The sequence below is a fragment of the Thermosynechococcus sp. GLH187 genome (assembly GCF_031583395.1).
Taxonomy (GTDB): Bacteria; Cyanobacteriota; Cyanobacteriia; order Thermosynechococcales; family Thermosynechococcaceae; genus Thermosynechococcus.
The window spans coordinates 243,375-262,267 of sequence record NZ_CP134175.1 but is presented as its reverse complement, the minus strand read 5'-3'; the positions used below and the strand labels follow the sequence as shown (position 1 = coordinate 262,267).

At 54.2% G+C, this 18,893-nt stretch carries 16 protein-coding genes and 1 tRNA gene; 10 read left to right on the top strand and 7 right to left on the bottom strand.

The window, feature by feature from the left end; genetic code table 11:
- Positions 1-12 precede the first annotated feature (12 nt).
- The gene (gene cax, locus RHI63_RS01180) at positions 13-1,083 is read left to right on the top strand and encodes a calcium/proton exchanger (RefSeq protein WP_310821744.1); all 1,071 of its coding nucleotides are present in this window, start codon (positions 13-15) and stop codon (positions 1,081-1,083) included.
- A 4-nt stretch (positions 1,084-1,087) separates the two neighbouring features.
- On the opposite strand, the gene RHI63_RS01175 is transcribed toward cax, so the two are convergent.
- Positions 1,088-1,168: transfer RNA gene (locus RHI63_RS01175), tRNA-Leu, on the bottom strand.
- 123 nt (positions 1,169-1,291) lie between these two features.
- Here RHI63_RS01175 and RHI63_RS01170 point away from each other — a divergent pair.
- On the top strand, positions 1,292-1,708 hold the full coding sequence (locus tag RHI63_RS01170; protein ID WP_149821266.1) for a heavy metal-responsive transcriptional regulator: 417 nt from the start codon (positions 1,292-1,294) through the stop codon (positions 1,706-1,708).
- Here the strand turns inward: RHI63_RS01170 and pxcA are convergent, their stop codons facing one another.
- Complete coding sequence (pxcA, locus tag RHI63_RS01165; protein ID WP_310821743.1) at positions 1,709-3,094, bottom strand: proton extrusion protein PcxA; 1,386 nt, start codon at positions 3,092-3,094, stop codon at positions 1,709-1,711.
- Between the two features lie 60 nt (positions 3,095-3,154).
- On the opposite strand from pxcA, the gene RHI63_RS01160 reads away from it, so the two are divergent.
- The 8 genes from RHI63_RS01160 to RHI63_RS01125 all read left to right on the top strand — a co-directional run bounded on the left by RHI63_RS01160 (position 3,155) and on the right by RHI63_RS01125 (position 12,739).
- On the top strand, positions 3,155-5,221 hold the full coding sequence (locus RHI63_RS01160; protein WP_310743258.1) for a hypothetical protein: 2,067 nt from the start codon (positions 3,155-3,157) through the stop codon (positions 5,219-5,221).
- Between the two features lie 13 nt (positions 5,222-5,234).
- Positions 5,235-6,824: a methionine--tRNA ligase gene (metG, locus tag RHI63_RS01155; RefSeq protein WP_206200712.1), complete on the top strand. Its 1,590-nt coding sequence runs from the start codon at positions 5,235-5,237 to the stop codon at positions 6,822-6,824.
- Between the two features lie 65 nt (positions 6,825-6,889).
- Positions 6,890-7,585, top strand: coding sequence for an NYN domain-containing protein (locus tag RHI63_RS01150; protein WP_206200711.1), 696 nt, complete (start codon positions 6,890-6,892; stop codon positions 7,583-7,585).
- On the top strand, positions 7,572-8,801 hold the full coding sequence (lptC, locus tag RHI63_RS01145) for an LPS export ABC transporter periplasmic protein LptC (protein WP_310821742.1): 1,230 nt from the start codon (positions 7,572-7,574) through the stop codon (positions 8,799-8,801). The genes RHI63_RS01150 and lptC overlap by 14 nt, the downstream gene beginning before the upstream one ends.
- Positions 8,802-8,834: 33 nt before the next feature.
- Complete coding sequence (locus RHI63_RS01140) at positions 8,835-9,428, top strand: 2OG-Fe(II) oxygenase (RefSeq protein WP_206200709.1); 594 nt, start codon at positions 8,835-8,837, stop codon at positions 9,426-9,428.
- 42 nt (positions 9,429-9,470) lie between these two features.
- Entirely contained in the window at positions 9,471-10,001 is a 531-nt protein-coding gene (locus tag RHI63_RS01135; RefSeq protein ID WP_310743255.1) for a hypothetical protein, read from the top strand.
- A 25-nt stretch (positions 10,002-10,026) separates the two neighbouring features.
- Positions 10,027-10,485, top strand: a complete 459-nt coding sequence (locus tag RHI63_RS01130) for a hypothetical protein (RefSeq protein WP_315863472.1) — start codon at positions 10,027-10,029, stop codon at positions 10,483-10,485.
- A 226-nt stretch (positions 10,486-10,711) separates the two neighbouring features.
- Positions 10,712-12,739 carry an IMS domain-containing protein gene (locus RHI63_RS01125; protein ID WP_310821740.1) on the top strand — a complete coding sequence of 676 codons (2,028 nt, stop codon included), beginning with the start codon at positions 10,712-10,714 and terminating at the stop codon, positions 12,737-12,739.
- On the opposite strand, the gene RHI63_RS01120 is transcribed toward RHI63_RS01125, so the two are convergent.
- The 5 genes from RHI63_RS01120 to glgA form a co-directional block, all read right to left on the bottom strand.
- On the bottom strand, positions 12,732-13,610 hold the full coding sequence (locus RHI63_RS01120; RefSeq protein ID WP_310744712.1) for a sugar ABC transporter permease: 879 nt from the start codon (positions 13,608-13,610) through the stop codon (positions 12,732-12,734). The genes RHI63_RS01125 and RHI63_RS01120 overlap by 8 nt on opposite strands.
- Positions 13,607-14,755 carry a glutamine-hydrolyzing carbamoyl-phosphate synthase small subunit gene (carA, locus tag RHI63_RS01115; protein WP_310821739.1) on the bottom strand — a complete coding sequence of 383 codons (1,149 nt, stop codon included), beginning with the start codon at positions 14,753-14,755 and terminating at the stop codon, positions 13,607-13,609. Before carA ends, RHI63_RS01120 begins: the two co-directional genes overlap by 4 nt.
- A 93-nt stretch (positions 14,756-14,848) precedes the next feature.
- Complete coding sequence (hrcA, locus tag RHI63_RS01110; protein ID WP_206200703.1) at positions 14,849-15,907, bottom strand: heat-inducible transcriptional repressor HrcA; 1,059 nt, start codon at positions 15,905-15,907, stop codon at positions 14,849-14,851.
- A 136-nt stretch (positions 15,908-16,043) separates the two neighbouring features.
- Positions 16,044-17,342, bottom strand: coding sequence for a recombinase family protein (locus RHI63_RS01105; protein WP_206200702.1), 1,299 nt, complete (start codon positions 17,340-17,342; stop codon positions 16,044-16,046).
- A 20-nt stretch (positions 17,343-17,362) separates the two neighbouring features.
- A complete protein-coding gene (gene glgA, locus RHI63_RS01100; RefSeq protein ID WP_206200701.1) occupies positions 17,363-18,787 on the bottom strand; it encodes a glycogen synthase GlgA in 1,425 nt (474 codons plus the stop codon).
- Between the last annotated feature and the right edge of the window lie 106 nt (positions 18,788-18,893).

Genomic DNA, 18,893 nt, shown 5'->3' with positions numbered 1-18,893 from the left:
GGGGATCGATCCATGACAACACAGGAAAAAATTCTGCTGGGCTTACTGATTTTTGTGCCCCTTGCCCTCCTTAACTTTATCGTCAAAATGCCGCCAATGGTGAGCTTTATCCTCAGTGGTCTCGCCATTGTGCCCCTTGCGGCTGGGATTTCCAATTCCACAGAGGCGATCGCCGAAGTCATTGGCCCTGCCCTTGGCGGACTCTTGAATGCCACCTTTGGCAATGTCACTGAGATGATTATCGCCATTGTCGCCCTGCGTCAGGGTCTGGCAGAGGTGGTAAAAGCCAGTCTCAGCGGTGCCATTATTGCCAATTTGCTTTTGGGATTGGGTCTGGCCATTGTTGTTGGGGGCATCCGATTTCCAGAGCAGCAGTTCTCAGCACCTGTGGCACGCATTAATGCCTCTGCCCTCACCCTATCGGTGATTGTGCTGATGACCCCGACCGCGATTCAGGCGGCGGCGCCCAGTGTGCCGCTTCACTTGATTGATCACTTCTCCTATGCGTCGGCGATTTTGCTGCTGATTTTTTACGGTCTGATGTTGCTCTTTTCCATGAAAACCCATCGTCACCTCTACCTGATGGATGAGACGATCGCTGGTCAGGAACCCTCCCCCACTGTCAATCTCAAGGTGCCCGTTGCCATTCTGCTGGTGGGTACGATTTTGCTAGTCTTTGTTTCCGACATCCTCGTGGATAGTTTGCAGGACAGCATTAGTGAAATCGGGTTGACCCAATTGTTTACAGGCGTGTTTCTCATTCCCATTTTCAGCAGTGTGGTTGAGTTCATCACCTGTATCAAGTTTGCCCTCAATAATCGTATGGAAGGGGCAGTGGCGGTGGCGATTGGGTCTAGCCTGCAGATTATTCTTTTTGTGGCGCCGGTGCTTGTGCTGGTGGGCTGGCTCTTGGGACAACGGGAGATGAACCTGAGCTTTAACCTCTTTGAGCTGCTGGCAGTTGTGGCTGCTGTCGCGATCACTAACTCCATTAGTAGTGATGGGCGCAGCAATTGGCTAGAGGGCGTCCTGCTGATAATGACTTACCTCGTGCTAGCGATCGCCTTCTTTATTCACCCATAAAAAATGCGGATGGCGAGACTCGAACTCGCAAGGCAAAGCCACACGCCCCTCAAACGTGCGCGTATACCAATTCCGCCACATCCGCGTAGCTTTATGATTATAGCGCAGATGGCTGAATTTCTGAAAGTGGTGATCTGGCCTCTCGATGGCAGAAAATTAAAGTGCCCTTCTCTAAAATCGCTGTCTCGCTGATCTTGGGAGAACTGCCATGAATGCAGCTGCCTACTTGATTGGTACCGTTGCCCACAGTAGTGGCCTGCCCGTCAAGACCATTCGCTATTACGAGGAATTGGGGCTGTTGCGAACAGTTGGCAGAACCAGTGGGGGCTATCGCCTCTTTGCTGAGGATGTCTTTGCTCGCCTAAGTTTTATCAAACGTGCCCAGTCCCTTGGCCTCACCCTGAGCGACATCAAAGCCTTGCTTGAGGTATACGATCGCGGTGAGATTCCCTGTGATCACATCAAGGAAAAGTTAGAGGAAAAATTGGCGGCCATTGAGGCACAAATTCAGCAGTTGCAGATTCTTAAACAGGAATTGCAAGGCCTCCTATCTGGCTGGCGATCGCCCGCGCAACTCCAAAAGGGCAGGATCTGTCCCATTCTCCAGCCAGTGGTGTGCTCCTAACTACTCGTTCATATTCTTGTAGGTGGCCACTGCCGAAGGGGAAATCTGGTTGAGATAGCGGAAAATCCAATACTTAAATACCGTATCGAGCATCACCGGAAAGGTGGCAATAAACATGTTGATAAAGTCCTCATTGCGCGGAAAGCCAAAGTGCTCGAGGGTATTGTTCACCAACACTTCCCAGCCGTGGGGGGAGTGGTATCCGACAAAGACATCCGTAAATAGGATAATGATAAAGGCTTTGGCACTGTCACTGAGGCCATAAACCACTTCATCCAAAAAGACCTTGACAATGGCCAGTTGCCGCTGACCTGTGAAAACCAGCACCAGAAAGACGGTAAACCCCAAGGCATCGGAAAGGATGTTTTTCAGGGGTTCAATCAGTTCCTTTTGGTATTCCGTGGATAGCTCGATCGCCTTCTCGCGGATGCGGGCTTGAATTTCCTCTGCAGAAACAGGAACATTGCTCACCAGACTTTCAAAGCGAATTTTATTTTCAAAGCGAGCCAGTTCATCGAGAATGTTGTCCTCCAGTTGGGAGTTAATGATGCGTTCAATCTGCCCTACCGCCTTAAAGTGGTTGACGAGGGGGCTGACAATGAGCGCCTTGGAAATTTGCTGGGTCAACAGGGGCAAAATCACCAGCAAGAGCATAAAACGAACCGCCAGACGGGTGCGCAGCTTTGAGGTGCGAAAATCACGAACGACTTCAGCTTCGGTGGCTTCATCAGAATTGAGTTCACGGCGAAAGCGATCGGCGGTGCGCAAAATCGAGCGCGGAATAAAGCTGCTGCTGTCCAGCTTGGAATCATCGGTGAGATCATCACTGATATATTCCGAGAGATAAAGGGAATCATCCTCAATTTTGTCGAGGGCAGCCGCCTGCTGGCGTTGTTGGGGATCTTGGCGACTGAGGCTGGGACGGGCAAGGGCATTGAGTTCCTTTTCACGCTGCCGTTTATAGCGGTTGAGGGTGGCATCAATCACCCGCAGCTTTTCATAAACGCTGGGTTCCTCAGTCGTGCTACTGACGGTAGCCGTCACCGTATAGGTTGCCGTTGCACCATTGACACTATCGTTGACAGGAGTGGGGGGGCTTTGGGGGGGAGCAAGGGGCAAAATTTGACGGCTGGCGCGGAACTCCGTCATCCGCATACGAATGGTTTTTAGCAGTTGTTTTAGCTCTGTCTCGAAGTAGCTAGAGACTTCTCCCACGGGTAGATTGAGGAGACTAATCGGTTGACCGTCAAAGTGTTCCAGTTCAATGGCGCGAATTTTCAACGCAGCTTCATAGGCTTCCTGTAGGGCGCGGTTCGGAGTTGTGCGATACCACTGCTCTGCACGCTTGATCCAGTCTCTGAGGCGAATAAAGGGGTTGCTGGACATTGCTATTGTTCTCTTACCGCAGCAGCAATAAATCGATAGGATAGATAGAATCGTAGCAAATTGGCTTTGCGGGCTTTGTTGGCGGTGTTGCAGTGGATCAGTGGCGGTAGTCGCAGTGGCAAGACCTGTGCACTGGTAAGGGAATTTGCCCAGTGGGTCGGGCAGGACAAGTCCGTGATTCCCCGTGAGCGATCGCTCCTCTTTTTGACGGATAGCGTAGAAGGCCGCCAAGTCATCCAACGGGAAATTGAGTCACAGTTGGGCAGTGGCTACAGACCTTATATCACCACGCCAGTGGGCTTCATGCAGGATGAGGTGGAACTTTTTTGGCCGCTTCTGGTGCAGACGAAGGCCGTCGATCCGCATCCCCCTTTGCGTCTGAAACCAGAAACGGAGTTGGTATGGGCACAGCGGTTGTGGCAGCCTTGGCTTGCCAACCAGACGTTTGCTGTCCTCAGTGAAAATCGCGATCGCGCCACTCGCCATCTGCTTGATATTTTTCAATTGGCTGCCTTTGCCCGCCTCAGCCTCGATGATCTACCCCAACTCATTTGGGATCATCAGCTTGAGATGCCTTCAGAAACCGTGGGGGCGATCGTCACTGCCCTGAAACAGTGGCAAAGTTGGTGTACTGCCCACAGCCTTCTCACCTACGGCATTACCACGGATTTATTTGGCCGAGTTCTCCTTGACCATCCTCGATACCAAGCCTCCTTGGGGCAACGGTTTCAGTGTCTTTTGGCTGACAACACCCACAACTATCCAGCGGTGATGGCGGATTTGATCGCCCGCTTCAACCAACAGGGGATCAAAATTGTCCTGACTCACCAACCCATTGGCGCTGTCCGTCTCGGTCTGGGAGCTGATCCCGATGCGTTTCTCAGCCTGAAAAACCAAGCCACCGTCATTGAGCAACCCTGCCCTGCCGAAACGATTTTTGGCAACACCCCTCTCCAAACTGAGATTCAAGAACGCCTCACTACGCCCCAAGCTACGCTGCCCGAAAACATCGCGGCTATTCAGACCACTTCGCGGATGCAACTGTTGCAGGAAGTGGTTGCAACGATCGCCACCGCCATTCATCAAGGGATGGTGCAACCAAACGAGATCGCCATCCTTGCCCCCGGTTTAGATAGCGTTGCCCGCCATGTCTTTAGCACTGAGTTAAAAAAACGCGACATTCCCTTGGTGATCTGGAATGAGCAGCGCCCTCTGATTCAATCCCCCTTTGTGCGTGCCCTTTTGACGCTGTTGCTGTTTGTTTATCCGCGAACGGGAATGATCCCAGAGGCAACGGCGGTTGCGGAGATGTTAACGGTTTTGCTGCCGCGAGCGATTGATCCTGTGCGGGCAGGCCTGCTCTCTTGCTATTGTTTTCAGCCGGGTCTGGAGAAAGCCGAACTGCTGAGTACAACCCAGTACAGCCATTGGGATCGCTTTGGTCATCGTGCCACGGACGCCTATGAGAACTTGCGTCATTGGCTGAGCACACTAGATCCTAGCCAAATGCCTGTGTATCTCCTAGAGGCGGCGATTCAACGCTATCTCTGGCCACACAACCTGACAGCCAGTGAATTGGCTCCCCTGCGATCGCTCCTTGAGGGCACAGCCGCCTACTGGCAAATTTATGATCACCTCCCAGAACACCAAGCTACGCCAACGGCTGAGCGACTACGGGAATGGATCGCCCTACTGCGGCGGGGAATTGTAACCGCTGATCCCGCTCCACCCCTGCGGCAGCCCCAAGGGGTCTTACTGGCAACCACATTTCAATATCGCAGTGCCCAACTGGCTCATCGCTGGCATTTTTGGTTAGATGTCGGCAGTCCGCGTTGGCAGGATGGCGGCTTGCAATGCCTTTGGCAGGCGCCGATCTTTTTGCGGCAGGGAACGGCGAGTCCCAGTGCACGGGTGTGGCAATTGGAGTCAGAACGTCTGGAGCATTTACTGGTGGATCTATGTTCACGGGTGAGCGATCGCCTATTCCTTTGCCACAGTGACTTGGCTGCCAATGGCAGTGAGCAAGAAGGCCCCCTGAGTCCTTGGGTGGATCTGGCGGTGGGCGATCGCCTCCAAGCTGTTACCGATGGCACTATGATAAATAACGCGATTTGCTCGTCCTCCTAGGGAGAAACACTGCTTGTCACCGCACTTTTCACTCACTACCCCCCTGTACTACGTCAATGCCCTTCCCCACATTGGCAGTGCCTACACAACCATTGCTGCCGATGTGCTTGCTCGCTTCTATCGTTTGCAGGGCTATCAGGTGCGGTTCATTACCGGTACCGATGAGCATGGCCAAAAAATTGAGCGCACCGCCCAACAGCGGGGTCTCAGTCCCCAAGCCCACTGCGATGAGATTGCCGCTGGTTTTCAAGCCCTGTGGCAACAATTGAATATCCACTACGATCGCTTTAGCCGCACCACCAGTCCTCGCCACCACGCCATTGTCAACGAGTTTTTTCAGCGGGTATGGGACAACGGCGACATTTACCTCGGTCAGCAGCAGGGTTGGTACTGTGTCGAGTGCGAAGAATTCAAGGAGGAACGCGAACTGCTTGAGGGTCGGCGCTGCCCGATCCACGTGAATCGGACGGTGGAATGGCGAGATGAGCGCAACTATTTTTTCCGCCTCTCGAAGTATCAGCCGGCGCTCTTGGACTACTACGCTGAACATCCTGACTTTGTCCAGCCCCCTAGCCGTCGCAATGAGGTGCTGAGTTTTATTGAGCGGGGGCTGCAGGACTTTTCCATTTCGCGGGTGAATCTGGCATGGGGGTTTCCCGTGCCCACGGATCCAGATCAGACCCTCTATGTCTGGTTTGATGCCCTCTTGGGCTATGTCACTGCCCTCTTGGAACCAGAAGATGAGCCAACCTTAGCCAATGCCCTCAAAACTTGGTGGCCGATTGATCTGCACATTATTGGCAAGGATATTCTTCGCTTCCATGCCATTTCTTGGCCGGCAATGTTAATGTCGGCGGGTTTGCCACTGCCAGAGCAGATCTTTGTCCATGGCTTTCTCACCAAGGATGGTCAAAAAATGGGCAAAAGTCTGGGGAATACCCTTGATCCCTTTGCCTTGGTGGCGCAATACGGTGCCGATGCCGTGCGTTACTACTTCATGAAAGAGGTGGAGTTTGGCCGCGATGGTGACTTTAGCGAGACCCGCTTTGTCAATATCCTCAATGCGGATCTGGCCAATGATCTGGGCAATTTGCTCAATCGCACGCTGAAAATGGCTTGGAAATATACCGATGGGAAAGTACCCAATGTCCAAGGGTCAGCGATTCCGCGCGAGCATCCCCTGCGGCAACTGGCGGAGCACCTCTGCCAAACCTATGGCCAAGGGTATCGGCAACTGGCCTTCCATGAGGTGTGTCAACAGGCACTGACGCTGGCACGGGCGGGGAATAAGTTCCTTGATGAAGAGGCACCGTGGCAACGCTATAAGGCTGGGGAAACGCAAGCGGTGGCGGAGATTCTCTACTGTGTATTGGAGTCAGTGCGCCTTGTGGCCTATGTCCTTGCCCCGATTATCCCCCAACTGAGTGAGGCTATCTATGGGCAGTTGGGCTATAGTATTAAATTTAACGGATCAGTTGACCCCGACCTTTTGGGCGATCGCCAAGCCCAGTGGGGTGTTTTACCTGCGTCACAACCTCTGGCCAATCCAGAGCCGATTTTCCAAAAACTGTCGCTGCCTGCAACTGTCGCCGATTCCCCTTGACGCGCGATACGCTAGAGGTATGACTTCATATTTCGATAACACACTTTTTTTGAGATGATTTCTACATGGTTACATCTTCGTCTTCAGCTATTTACACGCCAGAACAGGTGTTACAAAATCGCGGGCGCGTTGCCATTTTTATTGATGGCTCCAACCTCTTCTATGCAGCACTGCAACTGGGCATTGAAATTGACTATTCAAAACTCCTCTGCTACTTGACCCAAGGTTCCCGTCTCTTTCGCTCCTTCTTCTATACAGGGGTTGACCCCACCAATGAAAAACAGCAGGGGTTTTTGCTGTGGATGCGCCGCAATGGCTACCGTGTCGTCTCCAAGGAACTGGTGCAGCTGCCGGATGGCTCGAAAAAGGCCAACCTTGATGTAGAAATTGCCGTCGATATGATGGCACTGGTGGGCTGCTATGATACGGCCATCTTGGTTAGCGGCGATGGGGATTTGGCCTATGCGGTGGATGCTGTGAGTTATCGGGGGGCACGGGTCGAGGTGGTGAGCTTGCGATCGATGACAAGCGATAGCCTGATTAACGTTGCCGATCGCTACATTGATCTTGAAAGCATCCGCGAAGAAATCCAAAAAGCACCCCGCCCAACCTATACCTATCGCCCCGTCACCGGTAGCCTGACGCCGCCCCCCATTGTGACTCCCCATTGGGAGCAGAATACCGCCGAAAGGAAAGGTGAAGCGGCTGGCCATGAGTCACCTGAGACCCTAGAGAACCTAGACAACAATGCCTCTGCCTAAGCCCCTCCTCCCCCTTTGCCTTGTACTGGCCTTGGCAGGCTGTGGCTGGGTGGATCAATGGGTGGGCGAGGAGCCCTCACCAGAACCAGAAATCACGGGGGGTGTCAAGCTGCAAAATCTGACCCTACGGCAGACCAACGCCAAAGGTGAACTCCTCTGGTTATTGCAGGCGGCGGGAGCACGCTATCGCGATGACGATCGCCAGCAATTGGAGATTCAAAACCTGACGGGGGAATTAAAGGCAGAGGGCAAAACTGCTTACAAGGTGCAAGCTAAGGCAGTCAATGTGCGGCAGCGGGATGGACAACTCTGGATTGCAGGCCGCACCACCGTCACTGATCTCCAGCAAAAGGGGACGATTGTGGCCGATCAATTGGTCTGGCAGGGCGATCGCGGCGTTCTCATTGCCCAGAAAAACTTGCAAGCCCGCTATCCCCAAGTCACTGTTACTGCTAAGCGCCTCGAAGCCGATAGCCAACGCCAAGAACTGCGTGCCCTCAATGCCGTTCAGGTGACCTCGTCAGCCAAGGAGGCCAAGGATTTGCGACTCAGTACGGAGAGTCTAGTGTGGCAGCAGCAACCCAATCGACTGTTGGCAGGGGTGATTGGTCAAGGGGGGGTCACCGTCCGCGGTGTGGCGGGCGATCGCCAAGGGCAGCGGCTGCAAGCCCAAAGGGCCATCTGGTCGATTAGCGATCAGGTAGTTACCCTTGAGGGGGGTGTTCAAGTGCAGCTTCCCAACCCTGCCCTACGGGTTGAAGGAGAAACGGTACGCTGGTTGATTCCGCAGCAGCAATTGGTGAGCGATCGCCCGGTGCGGGTGCAGTCCTCCACTCAAGGCATTCAAGGGCAGGCCAATCGTGGTGTCTTCCTGATGGCTGAAAACCGCGCCATCTTTGACAATGCCCAGATCAATAGCCAACCTCAACAGGCACAACTGCGTGCCCAACGCCTCAATTGGTGGATTCCCCAAGAGCGGGTGGAAGCCAGCGGTCAAGTGGAAATTCAGCGCCCCAATGCCCACCTGCGCACGGCTCAACTGATTTGGCGGATTCCTCAACAGGAAGTGGAAGCCCAAGGGGGCGTCTTTTACCGCCAGCGCAATCCCCGCATTCAAATTCAGGGACAGCGGGCAAAGGGGTGGCTCGATCGCCAAGAGGTGATTGTCAGTGGCAATGTCCAAAGTGAAGTACCGCTGCAACTACGCCTCCCCTAAACCGATGGTAGAGATAGCAACAATCTTTGCCCTATGAGTGCTGCACCATTGCAAATTCTTGACTTGGGGGGTGAGATTCTCCTTTTTCAGCGTTTGATTCCGGCTCACCAGTGTCAGCAGGTGATTGCTACGGCTGAGAAGGTGGGGTTTGAGGATGCACAAATTCTCATGGGAACGGTCGATCGCTCAGTGCGCGGCGGCAGTTTGCTCCGCTTTGATCCCCAAGATCCCCAACAGGCGACAATGCGGCAGATTCTGCTTCAAGCCACACAAACGATTCAGATTGTTCTCTACCAGCACTATGGCATTCGCTTTCCTGAAATTGAGAACTTCTCGATCCTGCGCTATCGCGTGGGCGAGGGCTATCGCCGCCATGTGGACAACCTGCTGCTGGCCAGTCGGCAAATGGAACTGGCGCAAGGTATCCCAACACGGGATGTGAGTTTAGTGGGCTATCTCAACGAGGACTTTCAGGGGGGAGAAACCTATTTCGATCGCCAAGGGGTGAAGGTCACACCCCGCACCGGTGATGTCGTTGTCTTTCCCGCCTACTACACCCATCCCCATACGGCTTTGCCCGTGGTGCAGGGGACTAAATATGCCTTTGCCACTTGGCTATTCTATTGATGGATGATCATGAACCCTTGAGGCAATAACTCAGCAACAACCATGACTGAACCTCTGCGCTTCAAAACCTCGCCCCTGATTTCTGGAACGCTCATTGCCCTCTATGGCGCACTCACACTTCCTCTCCCCTTTTTGGCGGCACAGACGGCGGCGCCTGTTTCACCCCTGCTGCTTTGGGGGGCGATCGCCTGTGGGGGCATTTTGCTCTGGGGGGCACTGAGTCAGCGGGTAGAACTGGACGCGCAAGGGATTCGCCTCACCTATCCCGGTTGGGTGCCCCCCTTCCTGCGGCGGCAGTGGCAACTGGCTTGGTCAGAGATTCAAGGGCTTCAGCCCCGCAGTACCAGCCAAGGGGGCTTGGTCTATTATCTAGTCACTGCCACAGGTCAGGGGTATCTTCTGCCAATGCGAGTGGCGGGGTTTGCCCAAATGATGCGTGCCATTGAAGCTCATACGGGATTGCCCACAGAGGTGATTAAGCCCCTTGCTCAGCCTTGGATGTACGGTATTTTGGCCGTCTTTACGCTGCTATTGGGAGCGGTTGATCTGTGGATTTTGACCACTGTGGGATAATAGGGGCGTGTTGAAGTGCTGAGCGATGACCATGAGTGCGAATCGGTTTGTGGCATATCTGCGTCGAACAGTGGTGTGTTTGCTCCTGAGTGTCCTGTGCTGGTCAAGTATCGCCCCGCTGCCGGCGATCGCCGCTATTCAAGTGCGGCTCTTTGACCTCAGTTACCACGAATGCCCGCCAGAAATTGGTGAAGGTTCAGTCACACCCGGGGGCACGACCCTCAAGGCCAACTGCTACCTGATTACTGGCAAAGCAGAGAATAAATCCGGCAAAACAGTGGTGGATGCCGATGTCTTTGGCCGCATCTACGATGCCAATGGCAATCCAGTGTTGCAAAACCGCACACGGGTTGGGGCAATTGATGTGATTCCACCCGGCATTAGCGATTTTGAAATCCGCATTAGCGTGCCCTACGACCAACCAACACCTTTGCAGTTGGAGCAATTTAAGGCTTCTGGCTTTACAGCAAAAGTGCGCGGCTAAGCCACCAAGTCTCTCTGCGCAAACTCGCACTGAGGGGCAGAAATTGTGATACTCTAGAACGTTTGATGCTCCCCTTTTTCTGGGAATCCTCTGTAGCGTTATTCCCAAAGGGTTCTGGTGTGATTTCTAAACGCTTAGCCATTTTTGGAGGGGTTCCCTGTTCTTCCTAAATCAAGGCATGTGTTGCGGTTGATGGACTGGTTTATCTCTAGAGGTTTGGGTTCAGGTGCGCATTCCCCTCGACTATTACCAAGTGCTGGGTGTGCCAATTCAGGCAACGCCGGAGCAAATCGAGCAAGCGTTTCAGGATCGGCTGTTGCAACTGCCCACCCATCAACACTCCCCCACCACCGTTGCCACCCGTCGTGAACTCATTGAGCAAGCCTATGCGGTCTTGCGAGAACCTGAGCAGCGCCATGCCTACGATCGCCACTGCCGTGCCGTTGACCCCAATGATTTGATTGCCCAGTTGGATCCCGATGCCACCGCTCCCCACCTTGAAATTAGTGATCAGCAATTTTCGGGGGCGCTCCTTCTCCTCTATGAACTGGGGAACTACTCCCAAGTGGTCAAACTGGGAGAACAATTCCTAAAAGGGGATGCCTTTGATCTCAACCGCCCCTATACTTTCTCTGCCGCCGTTGCTGACGTTACCCTCACCGTTGCTTTGGCCTATCTGGAGTTGGGACGCGAGGAATGGCAGCGGCAGTCCTACCAAGCCGCCGCCTCTCGCCTCGAAGCCGGTCTAGAGGTACTTCAGCGGGCGAACCTGTTTCCCGACCTCCAGGAGCAGTTGCAGACGGAACTGCATCGGCTGCGTCCCTACCGCATTCTGGAGTTACTGGCACTGCCTCTATCCGATAGTGTGAATCGGCAGCGGGGTATTTTATTGCTGCGGGAGATGCTCAGCGATCGCGGGGGCATTGAAGGTCGTCATGATGATCACTCTGGCCTAGGGGTTGAGGATTTTCTCAAATTTATTTTGCAACTGCGCAGCCATCTCACCGTAGCAGAGCAACAGGAACTCTTTGAACGAGAATCCCGCCGTCCCTCAGCAGTAGCGACCTATCTGGCAGTGCATGCGCTGGTGGCACGGGGCGTACAGGAACTTCAGCCAAGCTATATTCGCCGTGCCAAGGAGTTACTAGAGCGGCTCTCTGCCAATCAAGACATCTACCTCGAACTGGCCAGTTGTTTACTGCTGTTGGGACAACCTGCTGAGGCCTTGGCCGCTCTCGATAAATCTCAAGATCAGCAGAGTCTCGCCTTTATCCGCCGTCATTCCCATGACTCCAGCGATCTGCTGCCAGGCCTGTACTACTACACAGAGCAATGGCTACGGGAAGAAATTTATCCTGCCTTTCGGGATTTGGGGGAAACGCCGGTGGCCTTGGATGCCTACTTTGCAGATCCTAATATCCAAACCTACTTAGAGGCTCTCAGTGACGACTCCTTTGCCCCTGAACCGCCCAGCACCACTGCCTCTGCCCTCCCCGAAGTCATTAGACCAACGGTGGCCGTGCCGCCGCCCGTCTCCTTCACAGCGGAAACGTTGCCCTTGGAGTATCATACTGGGCTGGGTCAAGGCTTTTCGGCAGCGGCTGCTACCCGCTCTTCAACCGCCACGCAGACCGACACGCCCCCAGCATCCACTCGCAAACGGCGCCGCCCTCCAACCAGTCACCACAAAAAACGTCAGACTTGGTTTTGGATGGGTGCAGGGGTTGTTCTTGTTGGGTTAGGCGCCTTGGCAAAAGTCTATTGGCCAGCCAAAACGGCTGAAGCCCCACCACCACCACCGCCAGTGACCCCGACGCCAACTCCTGTGGCAACGCCAACCCCAACGCCACAACCAACGACCTTAGCCACCACCTTAACGCCGGAGATGGCACGCGATCGCCTCCGCAGGTGGCAGCAAATTAAAGCCCAAGCCCTTGGCACAGCATTTGAGATGGACAAACTAGCAACGATTTTGGCGGAGCCAGAACTCAGCCGCTGGCGATCGCGGGCACAGAGCTTAAAATCCGAGGGTAGCCATTGGGTCTATACCCTGCGGAACCTAGAAGTGAAGGAAGTCCGTCCCCGAGGCAGCGATCGCGTGGATGTATTGGTGGAAGTCAATGAGGATGCCCGTTTTTATGAACAGGGAACCCTACGCAATGATATTTCCTATAGCGATCCCTACCGCGTCATTTACACCTTTACCCGTCGCGGCAATCAATGGTTGATTCAACGCATGCAGGTGGTTAGCTAAGGGGCATTTCCACCTGTCGGCCAAACTTGAGATTCAAGAGAGACAACGACAGGATAAATAGGAATAAGACCAGTCCCATCGTACAGGCGTAGTTGATCTCTAAGCGCTGAAAGGCATTCTCATAGATGTAATAAACAATGGTCTTGGAGCTATTGAGGGGCCCCCCTTGGGTCATGACATAGACCTCTTCAAAGACCTTCGTGGCAGAAATTGCTGAGATAATGCTCACCAAAAGAATATAGGGACGCATCAGCGGTAGGGTAATATCCCAATGCTGTCGCCAGCCGTCACTGCCATCGAGTGCTGCCGCTTCGTAGAGTTCACCACTAATCCCCTGAAGTCCCGCCAGATAGATCACCATGTAGTAGCCCAAGCCTTTCCAAATCGTGACGGCCATGACACTAAAGAGGGCGAGTTGGGGACTTGTCAGCCAAGGAATCGGGGTGTCCCGCAGATGCAGACCCTGTACCAGTTGATTGAAGAGGCCATTGGGGGCATAGAGCCAGCGCCAAGCAATCCCCGCCACCACCATTGAGATAATCACGGGGCTGTAGTAGGCAGCACGAAACCAGTGGATGCCCCGCAGGGGTTGATTGACCAGAATCGCCAACAGCAGGGGGGCGATCGCCAGAATCGGCACCACGACCACTAAATAGAGGAAAGTATTGGCCAAGGTTTTCCAGAAAACACCATCGCGCCACAATTGCGCAAAGTTGGCCCATCCCACCCACACAGGCGGACTCAGGAGATCCATCTCATAGCGGGTGAAACTCAGGAAAAAGGCCTGTAGGGCTGGCCAAAAGACCGTCAGTGTGAGTAACCCCAAGGCCGGGGCAAGAAAGAGATAGGGGGTGAGCAATCGCCCTTTCATTGGCTGCGGGGGTGTTGTTGACGATAGGCACGCATTTGCGCCACAAAGTCGCCAAAGAGATAATCAGCATCGTGGGGGCCGGGGCTGGCCTCAGGGTGGTACTGCACTGAGAAAATCGGCAATGTTTGGTGCTTCAGACCGGCAACGGTTTTGTCATTGAGGTTAAAGTGGGTAATCTCAACGGGGGTTTGGGCAAGGGATTCTTCAGTAATGGCAAAGCCGTGGTTTTGGCTGGTAATTTCCACTTGCCGGGTCAGGCCAGCGGGCTGGTTCAACCCGCGGTGACCAAATTTCAGTTTGAAGGTTTCCGCCCCCAAAGAAAGTCCCAACAACTGATGCCCCAGACAAATGCCAAACATGGGACGCTGAGCCGCCAGTAATTTGCGTGCGGTTTCAATGCCTTCCTGAACTGCCGCAGGGTCGCCGGGGCCATTGGAGAGGAAAATGCCATCGGGGTCATAGCTGAGAATCGTTTCCGCTGGGGTATCCGCCGGCACAACAATCACACGGCAACCATAACTAGCCAAGCGACGGAGAATGTTGCGCTTCACGCCAAAGTCAATAGCCACAACCGTCAAGGGTGGCTCTTCAGTGGCTGTTTGGGGACGAAATTCCCAAGCCGGGGGCGTCGGTTCTGTCCACTCATAGGGGGTGCGGGTGGTCACCACCTTGGCTAGATTTTGTCCCTGCATACTGGGAGCGGCAAGGACTTTTTGCAGCAGTTCAATGGGATCAAGGATTTCCGTGGAGATGCCGCCATTCATGGCACCGACAGTACGAATTTTGCGGGTGAGGGCGCGGGTGTCAATCCCGTAAATGGCGGGAATGCGATGGGCTTTGAGGTAATCAGGTAAGGATTGTTGCGATCGCCAGTTACTGGGAATGTCACAGATATGGCGAGCAACCGCACCGCGCACTTGGGGGCGATCGGATTCATCGTCTTCGGGCGTGGTTCCAGTATTGCCCAACTCAGGGTAGGTGAATGTCACGATTTGACCACAATAGCTTGGGTCAGTGAGTACCTCTTGATAACCCGTCATGCCGGTATTAAAGACCACTTCGCCAATGGCTGTTCCCGGTGCCCCAAAGGAAAAACCGCGAAAGACTGAACCATCGGCAAGAACCAGCAAGGCGGGTGTCGGCATTTCAATATCTCCAACTGGGAAAGCCCAATAGTTTATTGTGCATGATAAAGCCGGCCGTTGACTGCACAAGAATTCTCGGATGTTTTGATTTTCTTACTTGCGGCGACTCACCTGTTCGGTTAGATAATCTGCCGCTGTGGCCACTAGGGGAATAATCCGTGCATAGGGCATCCGCGTCGGCCCTAGAATGCCAATACTGCCCACGGGGGAGTCCCCATAGCAATAGCAGGAATAAACCAGTGTACAGGACTGCATCGGCGCTAAGGTATTTTCACTGCCAATGCGGATTTGCACCTGCGAGGGGGCTTGGCTATCGCCACTGATCAAGGGAGCCAGTTGATCCTGTTGGTCTTCGAGAAGATGCAGTAGCATTTGCACCTGCTCCACTTGGGAAAACTCCGGCTGCTGGAGAACATCGGCAAGACCACTGATGACAAAGGAAGTGCCTTGGTGGCTGTAGCGATCGCTCAACTGCCGCAGTAGGGTCTGAAGCTGCTGACTGTAGGTCTGAAACTCCAAATCCAGTTTTTGCCAGTCAATGGCACTGAGTTCCACCAGCGATCGCCCCTGCAACTGATGATTGAGGAAGTTGGTCAGTACCTGGAGGGTGCGCTCCCGCAGCTCAGGATCCTCTTCCCCTTGCCCCAATTGGATCAGTGCCGACTGGGTTTCGTAGGTATCGAGCACAAGAATCACCATCACCTGCTGGGAATCCAAGGCGACCAGTTGAATCACCCGAATCTGCCGCTCCAAACGATTGGGGAGCGTAATCAGGGTAATGTAACCACTGAGATCCGAGAGCAACTGCGCCGCTTGCCGCAAGATCACCTCAAGGCGTTGTTGCCCCCAGATAAACCGCTCACTCAAGAGACTCTCGGCTTTGCGAGCCACATCGGGAATGGGCTGGATCAGTTCATCCACATAGACGCGATAGCCAGAATCAGAGGGCACCCGCCCTGCGGAGGTGTGGGGTTGGTAAAGCAGGCCACTTTTTTCGAGGAGCAGCATCGTATTGCGCACCGTGGCCGGGCTGACGTTGAGGTTGTATTCCGTGGCGATCGCTTTTGAGCCGACGGGTTCTGCCGTGGCAATGTAATGGTTAATCGTGGCGCCAAGAATTTGTTTTTGGCGATCGCTGAGTTCAATCGTCATAACCCCTTACACCTGTGACTTGTTATCTGTGTTTTTTATCTATCTATAAACTAGCCTTTGTATTTCAGCAATTCTGAGTTGCAACTTGCGGCTATGGCGATTGGTCTTTTGTGACTAAAAACTCAGCTAGAAATGGCTAAGCAGTACTGCCAATGGGGGATTCCCAAATAAATTGCAGATGGATCGACCAAGGCTGTGGCGGGCGGCTGGTGACCGCTATGGCATGTAAAAACTCCCGTAGATAGAACCGTTGCTCTGCTGCCGAGAGTTGGTACCAAAATTGCGGCTGACCAAGGGTCACCGCCAGTTGCAAAAGATTACTAGGGGGCAATTGGGCCTGCTGTGCCTCAATTTGTGCCCGTTCCCCAGCCAGTTTATAGCGGCGCAGTTGAGCGGTTTCGGGATCCAAGAGGCCTTGGGCTTCTAGTTCGGCAAGGCGGTGCAGTTGGGTTTCAATTGCTTGCAGTTGAGCCGTCAACGGTGGCGGCGGCAGCGACAGTTGGGCGATCGCGGGCGGCAGGCGCTCAGCAATTTGATCAATCACAGCAGCCAAGGCCGCGTCGTAGGGAATGCTGCGACATTTGGGGGAGAGGGGACAGTGCAGGGGACGCAAGTAGGCATATTGGCTCGGTTGGCGGTAAGGCTGCACCTGAGTCCGGCCAAAGCGTTGCTGACATTGGCGGCAAATCACCAATCCCGCCAGAGGATGGGGGGCACTAGCACTGCGACGAGGCAGAGAGCGTTGGCGTCGCAACAGCCGATCCACCTGAGCCGCTTCATCGGGGGCAATCAGGGGGGCATGGGTCTGAGGAATCACCGTTTTCCCTTGGTAGTAGAGATGGCCGCGATAGACGGGGTGGGTCAACCAGCGCCGACCGGTCGCTACGCTAATCTGCTTGTGGTGGGTGGTGGCAATAAAGCGCACCGCTGCACTGAGGGAGCCATAGAGGAGAAAATGCTCGACAAAATCCTTGACGACAACGGCTGCCGCTCGATCAATGACATAGTGCTCTTTGCCCCGGCGATAGCCATAGGGAGCACGACCCGGCGGCGGACGGTGCTTGAGGCGATTGCGGGCATGGCCATGGCAGAGAGTGTGGTGATGGAGTTGCTGCTTTACTTGATCCCAAAGGGATAGCAGCTGATCTCCGCTGGGGGGGCGATCGCTTACGTAGCCTTCGGCTAGGGCAATCACCATAATACCCGCTGCCTCCAGTTGCCGCAGGCGATCGCTCACTTCCATCACCGTTTGGCCAAGGGCACTTAATTGGTGTAACAGCCAATAGCCCGGTGCTAACCGCTGCAACCAGTACCGCAACTGCGGCCGAGCAGCCTCCACATCCAGTACCCAGTGGTCAATCTCCTGCCCCCACCCTTGGGGATCGGGGAGGGGCTGCCAGAGGGGATCAATGTACTCGTAGGCAATAATGACCACACATTACATCGTCCTGAGGATCAGGTCGTTGCCGGTACTAGGGTTGGACTAGGATTGGGCATGGTCTCTGGCGGCAAGCCATAAATGGAGTTATAGAGGGCATTGTAGGCTAGTGCTGATTTTGTCCAGCTAAAGTCCTCGCGCATACCCCGCTGCTGGAGGGTGTGCCACTCCCGTTTGTAGCGATACCCTTCCCACGCCCGCACTAGACAGGTGTAGAAGTCAAGGGGTTCATAGCGGTCAAAGCAGTAGCCCGTTCCCGTTTGCTTCTCGGGGTCATGGTGAAAGACGGTATCCACAAGGCCACCGGTACGGCGCACAATTGGTACACAGCCATAGCGCAGGGCAATCATCTGAGCAATGCCACAGGGTTCAAAGCGACTCGGCATGATGAAGGCATCGGCACCGCCATAGATCCGCCGCGACAGGACATCACTGTAGAGCAACTGGACACTACAGCGCCCCGGAAACCGTGAGGCAATTTGCCACATTTGGGTTTCGTAGTAGCGATCGCCCGTTCCCAAGAGGACAAACTGGCTATCGGTGTAGGCCAAAAAGCGATCCAGCACCTGAATCAACAGATCCAACCCCTTTTGCTCCACCAAGCGGGTGACCATCCCCACCAAGAAAGCACCGGAATTCACCTCCAACCCCAGTTCCTCTTGGAGCGCAATTTTGTTGGCCTTACGCCGCTCAAGGGTATCTACGGTGTAGTTTTGCACAAGGGCGCGATCGGTACTGGGATCAAAGACCTCTGTATCAATGCCATTGAGAATGCCGGAGAGCTTGCCACTAATAAACGACAGCAGCCCTTCCAATTTCTCACCATATTCGGGGGTTTTAATCTGTTCGGCGTAGGTGGGCGAAACCGTATTGACGCGATCGGCATACTGCAGTGCTGCTGCCATCGTATTGTGCCCCTGCATGTACCACGGACACCAAGTAATTTGCTCGAGGCGCCACCGCCAGGGCCCTTGATAGGCCAAGTTGTGAATGGTGAACACAGTGGTGATGTCGGGATCCTGATGCATCCACACTGGGATCATTCCCGTGTGCCAATCGTGGCAATGGATAATCTGGGGTTTCCAGTAGTTCCAAGCAAATTCCGCTGCCCCATTGGCAAAGAAGGTGAACCGCCAGTCCTCATCCTCCCCGTAGTAGATGCGGCGGGGATTAAAGCAGGGATGGCCAAACAGGTAAAGGGGCACGTCCGACCCCGGCAACACCGTTTCATAGACATGGAACGTCTGAAACATGGCATGGCCAATCCAGATGGGATCCTTGGGAATCTCCACCTTGTCGGGCAAGAAGCCATAGTAGGGCATAAAGATGCGCACATCATGTCCCATGCGGCGTAACACCTTGGGCAGGGAACCCACCACATCTCCCATGCCCCCCACTTTCGCCAGCGGTGCCGCCTCAGCAGCAACAAATAGAATTCGCATGATCCTCCTGAACCTGTTTTTTGGCCAATTCTAGGGCAACGCAATTGCCGTTAACCTACCACAAGTGCGGGACAATTTGGCGTACGATCGCTCTTATACGTCTTTG